Source organism: Priestia sp. TSO9, assembly GCF_021029645.1.
Lineage (GTDB): Bacteria > Bacillota > Bacilli > Bacillales > Bacillaceae_H > Priestia > Priestia megaterium_E.
The window spans coordinates 871,596-887,970 of record NZ_JAJEKD010000015.1 but is presented as its reverse complement, the minus strand read 5'-3'; the positions used below and the strand labels follow the sequence as shown (position 1 = coordinate 887,970).

Annotated in this window: 15 protein-coding genes and 2 pseudogenes; 13 read left to right on the top strand and 4 right to left on the bottom strand. The window is 40.2% G+C overall.

Annotation, left to right across the window (positions count from 1 at the left end):
- Nucleotides 1-25: 25 nt before the first annotated feature.
- Nucleotides 26-1,198, bottom strand: a complete 1,173-nt coding sequence (locus LJC66_RS19830; RefSeq protein ID WP_230933403.1) for a hypothetical protein — start codon at nucleotides 1,196-1,198, stop codon at nucleotides 26-28.
- A 167-nt stretch (nucleotides 1,199-1,365) separates the two neighbouring features.
- On the bottom strand, nucleotides 1,366-1,599 hold the full coding sequence (locus LJC66_RS19825; RefSeq protein ID WP_014458674.1) for a YczF family membrane protein: 234 nt from the start codon (nucleotides 1,597-1,599) through the stop codon (nucleotides 1,366-1,368).
- A 157-nt stretch (nucleotides 1,600-1,756) separates the two neighbouring features.
- Here LJC66_RS19825 and LJC66_RS19820 point away from each other — a divergent pair, with 157 nt between their 5' ends.
- The 3 genes from LJC66_RS19820 to LJC66_RS19810 are packed head-to-tail and all read left to right on the top strand — an operon-like array spanning nucleotide 1,757 to nucleotide 5,722.
- Nucleotides 1,757-3,379, top strand: coding sequence for a spore germination protein (locus LJC66_RS19820; RefSeq protein WP_195696133.1), 1,623 nt, complete (start codon nucleotides 1,757-1,759; stop codon nucleotides 3,377-3,379).
- Nucleotides 3,369-4,598 (top strand): Ger(x)C family spore germination protein, encoded by a 1,230-nt coding sequence (locus LJC66_RS19815; RefSeq protein ID WP_014458677.1) that lies wholly within the window; start codon nucleotides 3,369-3,371, stop codon nucleotides 4,596-4,598. Before LJC66_RS19820 ends, LJC66_RS19815 begins: the two co-directional genes overlap by 11 nt.
- 17 nt (nucleotides 4,599-4,615) lie before the next feature.
- On the top strand, nucleotides 4,616-5,722 hold the full coding sequence (locus LJC66_RS19810; protein WP_195696134.1) for a GerAB/ArcD/ProY family transporter: 1,107 nt from the start codon (nucleotides 4,616-4,618) through the stop codon (nucleotides 5,720-5,722).
- A 37-nt stretch (nucleotides 5,723-5,759) separates the two neighbouring features.
- Here LJC66_RS19810 and LJC66_RS19805 read toward each other — a convergent pair whose 3' ends face one another.
- On the bottom strand, nucleotides 5,760-7,169 hold the full coding sequence (locus LJC66_RS19805; protein ID WP_230933402.1) for a polysaccharide deacetylase family protein: 1,410 nt from the start codon (nucleotides 7,167-7,169) through the stop codon (nucleotides 5,760-5,762).
- A 158-nt stretch (nucleotides 7,170-7,327) separates the two neighbouring features.
- Here LJC66_RS19805 and LJC66_RS19800 point away from each other — a divergent pair.
- From LJC66_RS19800 to LJC66_RS19790, 3 genes and pseudogenes are all read left to right on the top strand, one after another.
- Nucleotides 7,328-7,456 (top strand): annotated as a pseudogene (locus LJC66_RS19800) (RNA polymerase subunit sigma-70); the annotation flags it as partial.
- 22 nt (nucleotides 7,457-7,478) lie between these two features.
- Nucleotides 7,479-7,814: pseudogene (locus LJC66_RS19795) on the top strand (RsiV family protein); the annotation flags it as partial.
- Nucleotides 7,815-8,010: 196 nt separating this feature from the next.
- Nucleotides 8,011-8,541 carry an HTH-type transcriptional regulator Hpr gene (locus LJC66_RS19790; RefSeq protein ID WP_230933401.1) on the top strand — a complete coding sequence of 177 codons (531 nt, stop codon included), beginning with the start codon at nucleotides 8,011-8,013 and terminating at the stop codon, nucleotides 8,539-8,541.
- A gap of 40 nt (nucleotides 8,542-8,581) precedes the next feature.
- On the opposite strand, the gene LJC66_RS19785 is transcribed toward LJC66_RS19790, so the two are convergent.
- Nucleotides 8,582-9,871, bottom strand: a complete 1,290-nt coding sequence (locus LJC66_RS19785) for a globin-coupled sensor protein (RefSeq protein WP_230933400.1) — start codon at nucleotides 9,869-9,871, stop codon at nucleotides 8,582-8,584.
- A 184-nt stretch (nucleotides 9,872-10,055) separates the two neighbouring features.
- On the opposite strand from LJC66_RS19785, the gene LJC66_RS19780 reads away from it, so the two are divergent.
- From LJC66_RS19780 to LJC66_RS19750, 7 genes are all read left to right on the top strand, one after another.
- Nucleotides 10,056-10,730, top strand: coding sequence for a C40 family peptidase (locus LJC66_RS19780; RefSeq protein WP_230933399.1), 675 nt, complete (start codon nucleotides 10,056-10,058; stop codon nucleotides 10,728-10,730).
- A 260-nt stretch (nucleotides 10,731-10,990) separates the two neighbouring features.
- A complete protein-coding gene (locus LJC66_RS19775) occupies nucleotides 10,991-11,338 on the top strand; it encodes a DUF2642 domain-containing protein (RefSeq protein ID WP_230933398.1) in 348 nt (115 codons plus the stop codon).
- A gap of 18 nt (nucleotides 11,339-11,356) precedes the next feature.
- A complete protein-coding gene (locus tag LJC66_RS19770) occupies nucleotides 11,357-11,557 on the top strand; it encodes a hypothetical protein (RefSeq protein ID WP_230933397.1) in 201 nt (66 codons plus the stop codon).
- Nucleotides 11,558-11,559: 2 nt separating this feature from the next.
- Nucleotides 11,560-13,086: a glycosyltransferase family 2 protein gene (locus tag LJC66_RS19765; protein WP_230933396.1), complete on the top strand. Its 1,527-nt coding sequence runs from the start codon at nucleotides 11,560-11,562 to the stop codon at nucleotides 13,084-13,086.
- Nucleotides 13,079-14,302 carry a nucleotide sugar dehydrogenase gene (locus LJC66_RS19760; protein ID WP_230933395.1) on the top strand — a complete coding sequence of 408 codons (1,224 nt, stop codon included), beginning with the start codon at nucleotides 13,079-13,081 and terminating at the stop codon, nucleotides 14,300-14,302. Before LJC66_RS19765 ends, LJC66_RS19760 begins: the two co-directional genes overlap by 8 nt.
- A 43-nt stretch (nucleotides 14,303-14,345) precedes the next feature.
- Complete coding sequence (locus tag LJC66_RS19755; RefSeq protein ID WP_230933394.1) at nucleotides 14,346-15,767, top strand: glycosyltransferase family 2 protein; 1,422 nt, start codon at nucleotides 14,346-14,348, stop codon at nucleotides 15,765-15,767.
- A gap of 154 nt (nucleotides 15,768-15,921) precedes the next feature.
- The gene (locus LJC66_RS19750) at nucleotides 15,922-16,317 is read left to right on the top strand and encodes a DoxX family protein (RefSeq protein ID WP_154992285.1); all 396 of its coding nucleotides are present in this window, start codon (nucleotides 15,922-15,924) and stop codon (nucleotides 16,315-16,317) included.
- Nucleotides 16,318-16,375 lie beyond the last annotated feature (58 nt).

Genomic DNA, 16,375 nt, shown 5'->3' with positions numbered 1-16,375 from the left:
TTCCGGGTTTTTTATGTACTCGTTTTTAGCTATCTAGTGTTGTGTCTTCATTTTTACGTCGGCGGAGCCTCCATAGTGTGATAAGGGCAACCAGTGTAAGAACAATACCGCTGCCCAGCAGGATATGACTCACTGTTTTATCCTGCTTTTTTTGGCCTTGTTCAAAATATTTCTTGTACATTGCCACCGCAGCTTTATTTTGCTTGTATTTTTTCGGAACGCTCATTTCTTTTCCGAGTTTCCAGCCGTCTTTATAAGCTTTTTGCTGTAAAGATTTCACATCTTTATTCGAATAAAAACCTGCTTTGTACCATTTTTCTAGCTCAGGCTTGTCCTGAAGACTTTTAGGCGCTCTATAGGTCTGATAAGTGAAAGCTGAGTCGTATCCGTCTGCTTTTACGTCTTTTTGTTTTTGTTTCTGTCCTTTTTCATATCCTTGCTCAAAGGCTGTTTGCAATTCGCCTTCTGCTTCTGCAGGTACTTGGAGTGGAAGGTCATGATAACCTTGTACGTAGCCTTGCTTTTCAAACTGCTTTTTTTGCTGCTCCAGCACTTCGGCTTGAGCGGTTTCAAAGCCTTCTGTAAAAGCCTGACGTGTGACATCCTCATCATCATACATGCTCGGAACACTCATTGAATCATTTTCAAGACCTTGGTCATAGCCTTCTTTTTTTGCTTTAACAGATAAGTCCATTAAAGAAATAGCTTTTTTGTAGCCTTGAACATAACCTTTATTCCAGTCGGAGGACTTAGAAGGGAAAGGATCGATTTCTGATTGAATAGTAGCATGTTTGTAATCAAGGACGCCTTGCTGATAGCCTTCCTCTTCGCCGGCAGCCATTTCATTTTCTTGTTCAGTCTTAAGCTCTTCCTCTTTTTGCTGCTGACCTTTTTTATATCCTACCGTATACCCCATCATAAACCACGTGAATTCTTCAGAAGATTTGTCCAGCCCTGTTGTTTGATCAAAATGTTCAAATTTTTTCTGTGCGTATCCATCTTCTTCTCCAAGCGAATAGCCTTCTTGATAGAGAGAGTCAAAAATAGCTTTTACATCTTCAGTTGTATCCACGTCTGTTGACTGGTCCAAAACATCGGAAGAGGAATCCGGGGAATCGGGAGTAGCATAAGAAGGGATGGGATCACTTGCAAGAATAAGTAAGCAAGCTGTACTAATAACGGCTAATTTTTTTTTCATCATTTCTTCACCTTTTAGTTCAAAGTCAATGTTTATTTTGTAGTTTAAGCGTACAGCTTTCCATGCAGAAAGGCGTGTAAAAGTTTTTCCAATTATGAAAATTATAACATTTAAATGAAAAGGAGAATAGGTGGTAAAAGGGAGAAATATGTGTTTTTCGCAGAGTTTTATCTTTGGCGCTGTTTTGCCTTTTTTACTCTGTATGAGCGGTAAAATATTTCAGCTGCAAAACAGAATAAAAGGAAAAAAAGAACAAATAATTCGGCGAACTCCATTACGCGAAACGGGCTGTAGGCATTTTGAAGAGCCATTGAAAAACTAAACCCTTGCATCATATCCACACTGATCGAAAATCCCATTAAGCATCCTAACAGCAAAGCTGATATCCAAACGATTTTCATACGTCTCACTCTCCGTTTTTGTTTTTTTCTTAAAAACATTCTACCGATAGTTTTTGTTGTTTTTTTTGTCTTACGCTTTGATTGCTCTATTAAAAATTGCATACAAAGCATTTATTTGGAAAAAGCTAAAAAAAAGAAAAGAAAGGTGTTTTTAATCGTGCCTTCTTTATTTAAAAATAAAAAAAGCAAAGACAATAAAAAGGAAACAGAAGGTTCGCTACCGGAGGAACAAGAACTGCTGAAGCAGTCGCTTGAAGGTAATATAGCCAACATAAAAAAGCGAACGGGGAACAGCTCGGATATGGTGATCCGCTATATAAAAATCGGGGAACGGGCATCCATTCAAGCGGCTGTTATCTATATAGACGGGATTGTAGACAATCAGTCTATTCAAGAGCTTTTAGTAGACACCATGATGAAAGATGACGTGTTTTCTGAACCAATAACGCCTCAAAACGCCTTTACGTTATTAAAAGAAGATGTAGTAGGAATTGGAGACGTTGCGATTTTACATACGTGGAGTGAAGTTTTTCCAGCCTTGATGTCAGGAGACACGCTTATTTTAATAGATGGAAACAACCATGCAATGAGTGCAGGTACGAAAGGCGGAGAGTGGCGTTCGATTCAAGAGCCGACTACACAGCTTGTCGTTCGGGGTTCGAAGGAAGGGTTCACGGAATCGATTGCTAAAAACATGCCCATGGTTAGGCGAATTATCAAATCGCCCGACTTATGGGTAGAAACGATGAAAATTGGGAAAGTAACGCAGACAGATGTTTCAATGATGTATATTAATGGAATTGCCAATGACAAAATCGTAAAAGAAGTGAAGCAGCGTCTTAACCAAATTAATATCGATAGCATCTTAGAATCAGGCTATGTGGAGCAGCTTATTGAAGACCAAACGTACACTACTTTTCCTACGATGTATCACACGGAGCGTCCCGATATCGTTGCAGGAAATTTGTTAGAAGGGCGTATTGCGATTTTTGTAGACGGAACGCCATTTGTGCTGATTGCACCGGCTGTCTTCATTCAGTTTTTTCAGTCTCCTGAAGATTATTATTCGCGCTTTGATATTGCAACATCGATTCGTTTTTTACGCATTCTTATTTTTTTTATTTCACTAATTGCACCCGCTACGTATGTAGCGATCACAACGTTTCATCAGGAAATGGTTCCCACAAAGCTGCTCATCGCCATTGCTGCACAGCGGGAAGATGTTCCCTTTCCTTCCTTGGTTGAAGCGCTCATTATGGAAGTCACATTTGAAATTTTGCGAGAAGCCGGTATTCGACTTCCAAGGGCGATCGGTTCTGCAGTTTCAATTGTAGGAGCGCTCGTGATTGGGCAAGCATCGGTTCAAGCGGGGATTGTATCTCCAGCGATGGTTATTGTTGTGGCGATGACGGCAATTGCAAGCTTTGCTACACCTTCTTTTGCCATTGCGATTTCTGCACGGCTCATTCGTTTTGTTTTTATGATTGCAGCAGCTACTTTTGGATTTTATGGCATTATTCTGTGCTTTTTAATGATGATTGTTCACCTCTGCAGTCTTCGTTCATTTGGCGTTCCATATATGACGCCTCTTGCTCCATTTATTCCGAGCAACTCAGGTGATACCATTGTTCGCATGCCATGGTGGATGCTTAGACAAAGACCAAGGCTCATTAGCAGTGGAAATATGACGAGAGAAGGAGACGGACAGCGGCCAATGCCTCCTAAAAGCCGAGGAATGGCAAACACTACGGTGAAAGAAGGCGATCAAAATGATGCGTAAAGGGCTCTTATGTACAGTAATGGCGTTTACGATTTGCTTTCTTTCAAGCTGCTGGAGCAGTAAGGAATTAACCGATCTAGCGATTGTCGCAGCGATGGGAATTGATAAAACAAAAGATGGTCAGTATCAAATCACGCTGCAAATTATTAATCCAGGCAACGTAGCCGGCGGTCTTCAAGGAGGCGGCGGAGGTACACAAAGTCCGTCTGTTTCTGTATACGGAGCAAAAGGCGCAAACTTAGTGGAAGCAAGCAGAAGAGCATCGAGCACTGTATCAAGAAGACTGTACTACGCTCATACAAACTTAATTGTTATCGGAGAAAGTCTTGCGAGAACCGAAGGCATTGATGTTATTATTGATGCCATTGACCGAGATCCGGAATTTCGAATTACATCTGATATGGTCATTGCAAACGGCGTAAAAGCTTCCAGCTTTGTAAAATCTCTTACGCCAATTGATAAAATTCCAGCTAATAAAGTCCTTAAAACGCTGGAGCTCACAGAGCAAAAGTGGGGAGAACATATGAAAGTATCGGCTCAAGAAGTTATGAAAAACCTCGAATCTCCTGGAAGTCAAGCGCTGATGTCAGGGTTTGGAATAAGAGGTAGTGCTCAAAAAGCCCAAACGCTGCAAAATCTGCAGCAAACTGCTCCTGAATCGACTCTTCGTGCAGAAGGACTCGGCATGTTTAAAGATGGCAGGCTGATTACATTTTTATATGGAAAAAAAGCGCGAGGCGTAATGTGGCTGCGGGATAAAGTGCAGGGAACAGATGTGAATATTTCATGGAAAGATAAAAAGAAAGCTATTGCTTATCAAGTCGTCCGTCAGCGAACAAACGTGAGTGCAAATATGGTGAACGGCAAACCAAAGATGATTGTAAGAACTAGGGTAGAAGGAGATATTGGTGAAATGGAAGTACCTGTAGATATTAAAAATCCATTTGTGATTCTTGATATTGAAAAAAAAATAGAAGCAGCGATTGAAAACGAAATAAAAGAAGCGTTTGCTTTTGCTCAAAAGAAACAGACGGATGTTGTGGGATTTGGAGAAGTCGTGCACGAAAATTATCCGAGGCAGTGGAAAAGGCTTCAGCACGAGTGGAGCGATGTGTATTTTCCTGAAGTGGAGATGGATGTAAAAGTAGAAGCGTATGTAAGACGAGCAGGTTTGCGAAACAAGTCGTTTATGTCTGATGCGGTAAAACAACGACAGTAAACAGGAGGGAGCAATGAGTGGAAAAAGTGAAAATTAGCTCTGTGCAGTTTTTTATTTTAATCGTCCTTTTTGAACATGGAAGCGCATTGCTCATTCCGCTTGCAATGGATGCAAAACAAGACGCCTGGCTTGCTATTTTACTCGGTATGTTTGGGAGCTTGTTGCTTTACCTCATTTACTACCGGCTGTATAGGTACTACCCTAACATGCTGCCGACAGAATACATGCAAAAGCTGTTAGGAAAAGTCTTGGGATCCGCACTTGCTTTTTTATATTTGCTTCATTTTTCATATGCTGCCGCTCGCGTACTTCGAGATTTTGGAGAAATGCTGCTGACATTTGGCTATCCCGACAGCCCTTTGTTTGTGGTGAACGCGATGCTGATGCTGTTGATTATTTATACCGTGCACAAAGGACTTGAAGTAGTGGCTCGGGCAGGAGAGCTAATGTTTATTTTGATGTATATCTTGGCTGTAGCAGGATTTGTGCTTATTTTTGTTTCAGGCTTAATTGATTTTAGCTCTTTAAAACCGATACTCGAAGATGGGATTTGGCCAGTTTTGAAAACGGTGGCTACTCAGACTCTGTATATTCCGTACGGAGAAGCTGTTGTGTTTACGATGATTTTTCCATATGTAAAAGATCCTAAAAAAGTAAAGCTTGTAGGCCTTTGCGGCATTGTGTTAAGCGGCATTAATTTAGCAATTACAATGGCGATTAATGTGAGTGTATTAGGGATAGGATTGACTAACAGGTCAGTCTTTCCGCTTTTAAGTACGGTAGAGAGCATTAGGGTAGCTGATTTTTTAGAACGGCTGGACGTGTTTTTTATGATTGCCTTAGTCATCGGAGGATTTGTTAAAATCAGCGTCTTTTTTTACGCCGTGATTGTTGGACTTTCCACACTGTTTAAGGTGAAACGACCTTCTGCGCTCACATATCCTGTGGGCACGGTAATTTTATTTTTTTCTTTGACGATTGCAAGTAATTTTCAAGAGCATTTAAAAGAAGGGCTAACGATTATGCCGGTGTTGCTTTTTATCCCTTTTCACGTAGTGATTCCGTTTACGCTGCTCTGTATAGCATTTATTAAACATCGCATGAAAAAAGCAAACGCGCTGTAGCCATTAGGATGGCTGCAGCGCGTTCGTCTGCTATCTGCTACTGCACATGCAGCTGCTCCCGCTCTTTTTTTACTTGTTCTAGCTGTGAAATCGTAACAAGCTGATACCCTTGTGCGTGAAGCTGCTTCATAATTTCAACCGCTGCTTCGGCACTTGTTTGATAAATATCATGCATTAAAATAACTTTTCCGTCTCCGACTTGGCTCATAACCGCTTGAACGGAGTGAGGAACGTTTCTATATTTCCAGTCTTCGGGATCGATATCCCATAGAGTCACGCCAACATTTCCGATATAACGTCTTACATTTGCGTTCACGGCTCCATAGGGAGGGCGTACATGCAGCGGTTCATAGCCGCTCACTTGTTTAATGAGCGCTTGGGTATCGCCTATTTGGTGTTTGACCTGCGCTTCGTTCAAACGTGTGAGCTGAGGGTGATCCCAAGAGTGATTTCCGACTTCGTTGCCTTCCTTGACCATACGTTCGATTGTTTCAGGATAATATTGAACGCGGCTTCCTAACACAAAAAAGGTAGCGTGCCCGTTCACTTCTTTTAATCCATCTAAAATCAAATTGGTAGATGAAGGGTTAGGCCCATCATCAAAGGTCATCGCAACGACTTTTTTAGTTGGATCAATAGGCGCTCCTTGCCGCGGCATTTCGTTAACGATATGTTTTGGAGGCGTTTCTTTGACTTTATTTTTATTTGCTGCTTCGTCTTTGTAAGCATCGCTCAGCATGTCTTTAAATAAATCTTTTTGGATAGCGATTGTTTTGGTTTTCGTTTGTTCAGCACCTAGCTGATAAGGCTTAAAATAGATCACAATACTGTTTTCAAGCAGCGCAAACTGACTGAAATTTTGATTAGCTGCCTGAGTGCCTTTTTGAAGGTCCGGGTCAAAATCAGCTGTTTTCATTTGTTTTTTTAATTCAGCATATGAAATAGCCGAAAGGCGATCTAAATAGTTTGCATCTTCTTTAAATAAATCCTTTAACGTCATTTGTTTTTGAACAGGCAGGTCGAAGGTAAAGGTTTTGAGAGAAGACGTTCCTTTCTCTCCATTTACAGATTCATATTCATCAAAGACAACGCTTAGCGTTTGCTTGCTGTAATGGACGATTTTATATGTAATCGTTAACTCAGCTTTTTTCTTTTTTGACTGCTTCTTCAGCTTTTTTTCATAGTGTGCAACTTGATCTGTTACGTAAGCTTGAATAGATTGATCGATTTCTTTTTTACCAAAGGAAGGGTAGCTAATGGCATAGCCTCCGTCGGTAAGGTCCTTAACTAGCGTCTGAATTTCAACGTTTGGATAGGTTTGATCTGTTTGAATATTTGCCGTTTTTTTCTCTGTACTGTTTGCTTTGACAATATACCCTGCTGTACCAAGAAGCAAAATACAGCATCCAAGCAGTGTCAAAATACGTTTGTAGCCCATGGTTTTCATGTAGTAATATTCCCCTTTTTGTATATATCTACCTAATAGACGCATGAGACCATCATTTAGTTTTACTTTTTTTAAAAAAAACCAAACTATTTTTCTACTCATTCCGTCTACCTTATAGATGTACTTCAGCAAGAGAAAATAGAAGGGTATGAAAGACGATGAAAAAACATGATGCACATCAGGTGCTCATAGCGTGCGTAACCGAGCATAAAGCGGATTTTTACCGGCTTGCTTTTAGCTATGTAAAGAATCAAGAAGATGCGCTTGATATTGTGCAAGAATCGATTAACAACGTCGAGCGTCAATCAGTACGACACGATTGATAAAAAACACGAAGTGCTCGTTACGCTTCCAAGTTTGTTCAAAGATCAAAGCTATATAAAGGTCATTAGTGAAAATATTAAACAGCAAATGAAAGATCAAATGAAACATGAAGAAGGCAAAATCTACTGGCTGACTGAAGAAGATATGGATCCTTTTAAAGAGATTGATGAAAATCAAAGCTTCTACATTACGAAAGATCATAAGCTTAGAATTGTATTTGATAAATACAAAGTCGCCCCAGGATATATGGGAAACGTTGAGTTTGAAATTCCAACGGACGTTATTTCAAACCTTCTGGTTGGTAAACGGTATATTCATTAAAAAACAGGCGTGAACGCTGAACGTTCACGCCTGTTTTTTTACATAAAGAAACGTTTAAATTTATTTTTATGCAAAATAAGTTGAAATATATAAGCAATCATGTATAATATTCTGTATATATTTTCATTCTTTTTGTTTGTAAAGTCTTAGGGGAAAATGATGTGAACGGTTGCATTTCTAGAGAGGAAGTGAAGAGGTGAAACGCACGTTAAATCAAGATACAATTAAAGATGCCATGCTGTTTAATCAGCTTGTGATGCAAGTAAGCAAAGCTCTTTGGAAGTCTACTGAAAAGGATTGGGAGCAGTGGGTTAAGCCGTACGATCTGAGCATTAATGAGCATCACATTTTGGGGATTGCTTATCAGCTGGAAATTGCGTCGATGACCGACATTTCAAAGCTAGGCGTCATGCATTTATCCACAGCTTTTAACTTTGCAAAAAAATTGCACTTGCGAGGCTATCTTACCCTTTCCAAAAATGAGAAAGATAAGCGGAATACATACGTACAGCTCACAGAAGAAGGAAAAAAGATGTTTTTAAGAACGCTTGAGGATTATAACCCTCTTGAAAATCCTTTGTTTCAAGGAGCGATGCCGCTTCGAGATGTTTACGGAGAGCTGCCTGACTTTGTGGAGCTGACGGCTCTGATTCGAAGTATATACGGAGAGGATTTTGTCCAGTTTATCGAACGTTCTTCTCAAGAGCCCGCTAGCTTGAAAAAATAAAAAAGCCTTCTTGTGCAAGCTGAGAAGGCTTTTTTGTATATCAACTTTTTTCAGTTAACCGTTCAAGTTCTTCTGAGGAATGGGCCATCTTTTCAATTCGCAGAGACAGCTGCTTCATTACGTCGGCTATTTTTTCAAGCTCTTTTTTTGTTAGAACGGTTTGCTGTTTGTTCTCGGTTGTTATGCTAAGAACGTTCGTGAAAAAAGAAGTAATGTTGTTCATATTGTCAGCCGTATCTTTTGTTAATGTAGCGACTTCTCCGCCTAATGCCGAGACGCTTTCGATTTGTTTTTGAATGTCTCCGATAAAAGTGGAAATATTAGCAATAGATTTCTTCGTTTCTTCTGCAAGCTTCCGTACTTCCTGTGCCACCACTGCAAATCCTTTTCCATGCTCGCCCGCTCGAGCAGACTCAATTGAAGCGTTTAGTGCTAATAAATTCGTTTGCTCCGCAATAGAAGTAACAATCGAAACGATTTGATGAATTTGCTGTGATGTATGTTCGAGCGTTTTCATTTTGTTTTGAATGAGCGACGTATTTTTTTGTATGCTTCCAAGCATGTTTTGTTCTTCTTTTAATTTTGCTTGACTCGTAACAGATTCTTTCTCAATGACTTCTGCTAGTTCAGAGCTTTTGTTTGCATAAGAAACGACGTCAGAAGACTGACTGTGCATTTGATTCATAAACGTCTTCGTTTCTTCAGATAACGAAGAAAGGATAGATGATGTACGCGAGATTTCTAGCTGAATTTTCTCTTTTTGAGTCTGAAGTCCAGCGCGCTGCTCGTCATATTCAAGCTCATAGGCTTTTAACACAATTTGCTGTTCTAGACTAATAAGCTTTGTCATACTTGCAATAAAAGCCAGACATTCTTCTTTTGATTCCATCGTACGTTCACATACTGAAAGAAGCGAAGTAAATAAATTTTGAAATGCGCACAAATACCAGTTTGGCTCAAGTCCAATTTTGACGTGCATCTTGGAAATTTTTTGACGTTTTACCACAAAAGCATCGTCTATTTGTCCATCAAACATTTCTAAAATATGCCGTTTTAACGTTTGCTTTAATGCATGGACGCTGCTGTGCTTTTCGATAATCGCAACCAAATGAGCCTGTTCGCCAATAGCTTTGTAAAAATCGTTCACGATCTCTTCGATGGCATTCAGCGCGTGAACTTGAAATCTGGCAATCCGTTCGAGATCCTCTGCTGTTAAGGAAATCATGTTAATCTGTTTTTTTATCATCGGGTCCGATACATGAAGCTTTACAGTGACGGATTCGACAGCCGCTGCTTCGGGGTGCGCTTTGTTTCGTTTAAACCAATTCATGTTTATCACCTTTACTTGCTAGAATAGTTGTTTTCTCTTCTTCTTATATTTCGGCGTTTTACATCCAAGAGTTGAGGCTGTTTAAGAAGATTGTTATCAAATTGTTATCTTCTATTAATTGAATTGTTATCCGCAGATGGTATGGTTGTACGGTGCTTAAAACATGATTCGGGGAGGAAACGAAATGAAAAAAATGCTATCGGCGCTTCTTGTAGGAGGAGCATTATTTGCAAGTCCGGCAATGGGACACGCTGCGTTTGGCGACACGGTTTTAAAACAAGGGATGACAAATGATGATGTTGAACAAGTTAAAACGGTGTTAAAAGATAAAGGATTTTTAAAAGGCGAAGTATCGCGTTATTTTAATTATGAAACAAAAAAAGCGGTTATGGCTTTTCAAGAGAAACATAATCTAGAGGCAGATGGAGTTGTTGGAGAGAATACATACAATGCATTAGGTAAAGGCGGCGTTGTAGAAGGCGAATCAGAAGTGAATACGGATAAAGTAATCAGCAAAGCAAAATCTTTAATGGGCACGCCGTACAAATGGGGTGGCACTACACCTTCAGGATTTGACTGCAGCGGATATCTTCAGTATGTATATAAAGAAAGCGTAGGCGTTGATATTCCAAGAACGGTTGAAGATATCTATAAAGCAGGTGAAAATGTAAGTGAACCGCAGATAGGAGATCTTGTGTTCTTTGAAACGTACAAAGAAGGCCCTTCTCATGCAGGTATTTATCTTGGAGACGGAAAATTTATTAACGCATCGTCTTCTAAAGGCGTTACAATTAGCGATAAAAATTCAAGCTATTGGAAAGAGCGCTATATAGGAGCAAAGCGTATTGCAGCCAACTGATTCTTCATTTAATAGATAAGAAAAGACAAAGCTTAGGAGCTTTGTCTTTTTTTTTGTTTGGGTTTCAGTAGGTAGGAGGAAGTAGGAAGTAATCATATGCAAAACGGGCTGGTCATGTGCGTATTTGTATGGAAATATAATGAAAGTTCTGTCACCTTTCTGATAAAGCTTGTATATATTGATAAAGTAATCTCTTAGGTTACGTCAATGGTTATAGGTAATTTGAAGGGATAGCAGTATAAAAAGGAGGAACAAACTTTATGTTTTTTTGTTGTTACCGTCGCTATATAGAAAAGATAAAACGTCTGTTGTTTTCAAATCGATTTGCTGAATTTATTCAGGAAAACACAAAAAAAGCAGTAGAAGACGTTATTTATTCCGACACGTTCAAAGAATACGTAATAAGCATTATTAAAGAATCTCAAGAATCACCTTTTAAAGAAATTGCCGAGCAGTATATCGGAAAAGAAGTTTTGATTGAAACAACTGCTGGTCCACTAGAAGGTGTTGTAACATTTGTAGGAGATGATTATTTAGAATTAGTAGAGTCTCCAACATCAACGGTATTACTTCCATTTACAAGCATTGTTACTATTCAAGGCGCTTAAACGAAAGGAGAGAAAAGTATGTTTCAAGATACATTACGAGAAAATGTTGGCTCATTTGTGCAAGTCATCACAGCTATTGACGTTATTAATGGAACACTGCTTGCTGTTACGGACGCAGCGGCTGTTGTACGTACATCAAGCTCATATGGTGAGCCAACGGACGTAACCATTCCACTAGTAGCCATCACGTATGTTCGAATTTTCAGCGGAGTTGAGTGAGTTTGAAAGTATCAGTGATTATTCCAGCCTGTAACGAAGAAGATTCATTATTACCTGTGCTTAAAGAAGTTCAAAAAATAAAGCCGTTTGAGATTATTGTCGTAGTAAATGGATCTAGTGATGCAACTAAGGCAATAGCTGAGGATGCAGGCTGCCGCGTCATTTATTATGAGGAAGCTCTTGGCATAAATATCGGAAGAGCCATTGGGGCTAAAAAAGCAAAAGGAGACATTTTGCTTTTTTTGGACGGAGATATCGCGGTTCCTCATCAAGAGCTGATAAAATATACGCAAGCTATAGAAACCGGTCATGATATCGCTTTGAATAATCTTACGTGGATTATGAAACGAAAGGTGCGTCCTCATCCTGTTTCCATTGCGAAATACATGCTGAACTTATGCTTGCAGCGTGAAGATTTATCTGTTCAAGCATTAACAGCTATTCCTCATGCTATCAAAAAAACATCAGCAGCTAAAATCGGGTACGAGAACTTAGCTCATCCGCCCCTAGCTCATACGATTGCTCTTTTAAAAGGAATGTCAATTGTTGCACCTTGTTCTTCAGACGTTATTTATACAAACAAGATTCGAAACACTCATAAAACCATTCCTACCAATTCCCCTTTTCCTATTTCCACTAACTATATCATTGGAGATCACATTAAAGCATTAGCTCATCTTATTGAAGAAAAAGGAATAAGAGGCGGACTAACAGACGGCAATCGAAACCGGGAAGTTGTTTCGGCTTATACACCGAATGTGAAACGGAAAACAGGCGTTAAATACAGCGCTGTTATTCCAGTAGGTGAAGAAAAAGAAACGATTGCAAGCGTGATCCAAGAAGTGCAAAAAGCCGGAGTGGAAGAAATCATTGTGGTTGCTAACGGAGCAGACGAAGTGACGGTTAAGCGAGCAATTGAAGCGGGTGCTACTGTTCTTCATTACAAGCAGCGGCTTGGGCATAACGTACCTCGAGCAATCGGTGCGATGTACAGCAGCGGTGAGATTTGCCTGTTCATAGATGGAGACATTGTGATTTCTGCGGAAGATTTACGTCGGTATTTAGAAGCTGCTGATCAAGGAATTGATGTAGCGCTTAATAATTTAGAGTGTCTGCTTGACGAAGTGCATCCTATTCACTCGGTAAGTACTGCCAAATATTTTCTGAACCTTGTCTGTAAACGTCCTGATTTAACAATTAATACAACGACGGCTATTCCCCATGCCATTAAACGAGATGTAATGGAGAAAGTGGGCTATGATTCTCTTATTATTCCCCCTTTATTTCAATTAAAAAGTATCATGTACGGCTTTACGGTTCAGGCCGTTCATTTTGTTGACGTGGCGCGGACAAATCGTATTCGAAAGGAGCACATGAAAGTCAAAGGTCTAGCAGCATCAACTCAGAGAATTCTAGGAGATTATGTAGAGGCCATGGCGTACTATATTAGCCAAACTAGTGAAAGAGGCGAATTTCTTCCGGACATACGAAGACATGATCTTTTGTTTGAGGTGTTGAAGAATGAATAAAAAAGTTGCCGTTATTGGTCTAGGGTATGTGGGACTGCCGCTTGCTCTTTTGTTTGCTAAGAAAAACTATACCGTGATTGGACTTGATATTGACGTCCGGAAAATTGAAGCGCTAAAACAAGGGAAAAGCTATATTCCAGATGTACGTAATGATGCGATTCAAAGCGAGAAAAACTTTCAAGCATATGAATTAAAAAAAGGTATTTCCGCATTTCAAGCATGCGATTATGTAGTGGTAACCGTGCCAACTCCTATTACAGAGAATCATAATCCAGACTTAGGGCCCGTTATTAGCGCATCTACATTTTTGAAAGAACATATGGTAAAAGGACAAACCGTTATTTATGAAAGCTCTACCTATCCAGGCACGCTTGAAGAAGTCGTTTTACCTATTTTAAAGGAGTCTGATTTGCAGGCGGGAGTTGATTTTTATTTAGCTTACTCTCCAGAGCGAGTCGATCCAGCAAACAAGTCATACGACATTGAGTATATTCCAAAAGTGATTAGCGGCTACAGCAAAGACTGCCTTTATCACGTGCAGACGTTTTATGAAAGTATTTTTCAGCAAGTCGTACCTGTTTCTTCTCCAAAAGTAGCGGAAATGTGCAAGCTGTTTGAAAACATTCAGCGCCTTGTCAATATTTCGTTGGTGAATGAAACAAATGAACTGTGCGAGGAATTAGGGATTGATTTTCATGAGGTCTTACAGGCGGCATCTACTAAGCCGTTTGGGTTCACACCGTATTATCCAGGCCCTGGAATTGGAGGACACTGCATACCCGTTGATCCGCTTTATTTTTTATGGAAACTAAAGCAAAATGGGTTAACAAGCGAACTTATTGAAGCTGCTCATCATATTAATGAAGAAATGCCAAATAAAGTAATTAGACGTGTTGAAAAGCAGCTCGCAGCAAATGAGAAACGCGTGTTTGTTGTAGGCATGGCGTATAAAAAAGACGTAAATGATATGCGTGAATCGCCGGCGCTCACGGTATGTGAAGGTCTTTTAGCAAAAGGATATGCGCTGACGTATCATGACCCTTACATTGACTCTGCTATATTAAATAAACAAACGTATTTTTCTGTCCCGCTGACAAAAGAAGAAGTTGAAAAAAGCGATGTTGTACTTGTGTTAACCGACCACAGTCAAATCGATTGGTCAGTTGTAAAATGTGCAAAGAAAGTTGTGGATACAAGAGGTATTTTAAATGAATGAAGCCGCTGAATTGTTCAGTGGTTCTTTTTTTAGGGGGATATCAATGAAAACTCTTTCTGTCGTTCTGCCCGTTTACAATGAGGAAGAAATGTTAAAAAACGTGCTCAAGCAAATTAAAAAAGTGAATGTGCTTGAGATTATTGTGGTCGCAAATGGCTGTACCGATGCTTCAGTGAAGATAGCGAAAGAAGAGGGGTGCACGGTAAAAGTAATAGAAAAGCGTATGTCTCCACATGAAGCGAGAATGGAAGGGGCAAAGACTGCCAAAGGAGATGCCGTCTTATTTGTAGACGGAGATATTATTCTTTCGGCTTCCGAGCTTGAGCGTTTTGTTCAGCCGCTGTTATTTGCACATAGCGACGTGGTGCTAAACAAATGGGGAAAAACGAAAATGAATGCTTTTAACCGCAGCGAGCTGGCGTGGAGCACGGTTTTGCATCATGCCATTGGGAAGCCTCATCATGCCAACGCTTATTTAAAAGCGCCTTACGGTGTACAGTTAAGTGTGTTGAAAAACTACTGGGAGCTGTCTCCTCTTTCATTATTTGTGACATTTTTAACACAGTACCGCGTAAGTATGTCTATGTCGATTGAAACACAGGGGAAAGGAAGCTTTCGTCCGTTTGATCGCCCGCTGCGCAGCAAAGAACGAATGCACTCCTATCAGCAGCTTCTTCAAACATACTATACGCAGGCGTCAAATCGTAAAAGGCGAGTGGATATGCTTGCGCAGCCCATTCCAGTTGTGGAGCACGGCTGGGGGAAATTATCTTCTTTTTACGGAGGCAAACAGCTGTCTGTTATTGTTCCAGTTTGCAACGAAGAACAAACAATCAAACAAGTGATTGCAGAAGCAAGAAAACTCGAGCCGTTAGAAATCATTGTCGTGATTAACGGTTCTACTGATCAGTCGGAGGCGTATGCTAAAGAACAGGGTGTCAAAACCCTCGTCTACGATGAGCGGTTAGGGCATGATTGCGGAAGAGCTGCGGGGGCCCTTGCAGCAACAGGAGATATACTTCTCTTTATAGACGGGGATTTTGTTCTTTCAGCTCAAGAGTTGTATCCGTTTGCTTCAGCGGTAGCGAGCGGCGTTGATGTAGCTTTAAACGTATGTGAAGATGAAGCGAAGCTCACGCATGTTGTGCAGGGGTGGAAGTACGTGTTAAATGAGACGGTAGGAAGAAAAGATTTATTAATGAGCTCGATGACAGCTGTTCCTCATGCTATAAGCAGAGAGTGTCTGCAAAAAATTGGAGCCGAATCTCTTGTGATACCGGCTTTTGCTCAAGTAAAAGCGATAATAGAAGATTTGCATGTGCAGGCCGTTCACCATGTTGACGTAAATAAATTCAATCGGTTTCGATATTCTGAGCACCTGCCATTGAAGAGCCATTCTCCTACGGCAGAACTTATTATTCACGACCATATTTTTGCTTTTCTCTCTTATCTTCAGCGTGACTGAGCATAGAGTATAACCTTATTTCCAAAAAAACGTTTAAAATGGGATAAAGAAATTTGCTGATATCTTGTTTTTCTGTTCTAACCCCTTGAATTTGTTCACAGTTGTAACTAAAATTGTTACATGTGCAGACAAAAGTAAAAAAGGAGGAAAAGAAATGAAAAGCTATCAGCTTGGAACGTTTTTACTTCGCCTTATGTTAGGGCTAACGTTTTTTATTCATGGTCTTGGCAAATTCCAAAGCGGTATTGATAATACGGTCGGTTTCTTCCACAGCATGGGCATTCCTGCGTTTTTCGCTTATGCGGTTGCGGTTATTGAATTCGTAGGGGGAGCCGCTATGATTCTTGGATTTCAAACGCGTTTAATCGGTGTCTTGTTTGCGATTGTGATGATTGGCGCTATTTTTACAGCGAAAAGCGGTGCTGGTTTTACAGGCGGCTATGAGCTCGAGGTTGCCCTTTTTGTCGTTTCGCTTCATATGATTCTAGCAGGAAGCGGCGCGTACGCGTTAGACAACCGATTACAAAAAACAGAAGAACATTATTCTTAAAAAGGTAGGCGCTATGCGCCTACCCTTTTTTGTAAAAAATATCCTTCTATCGATTCAT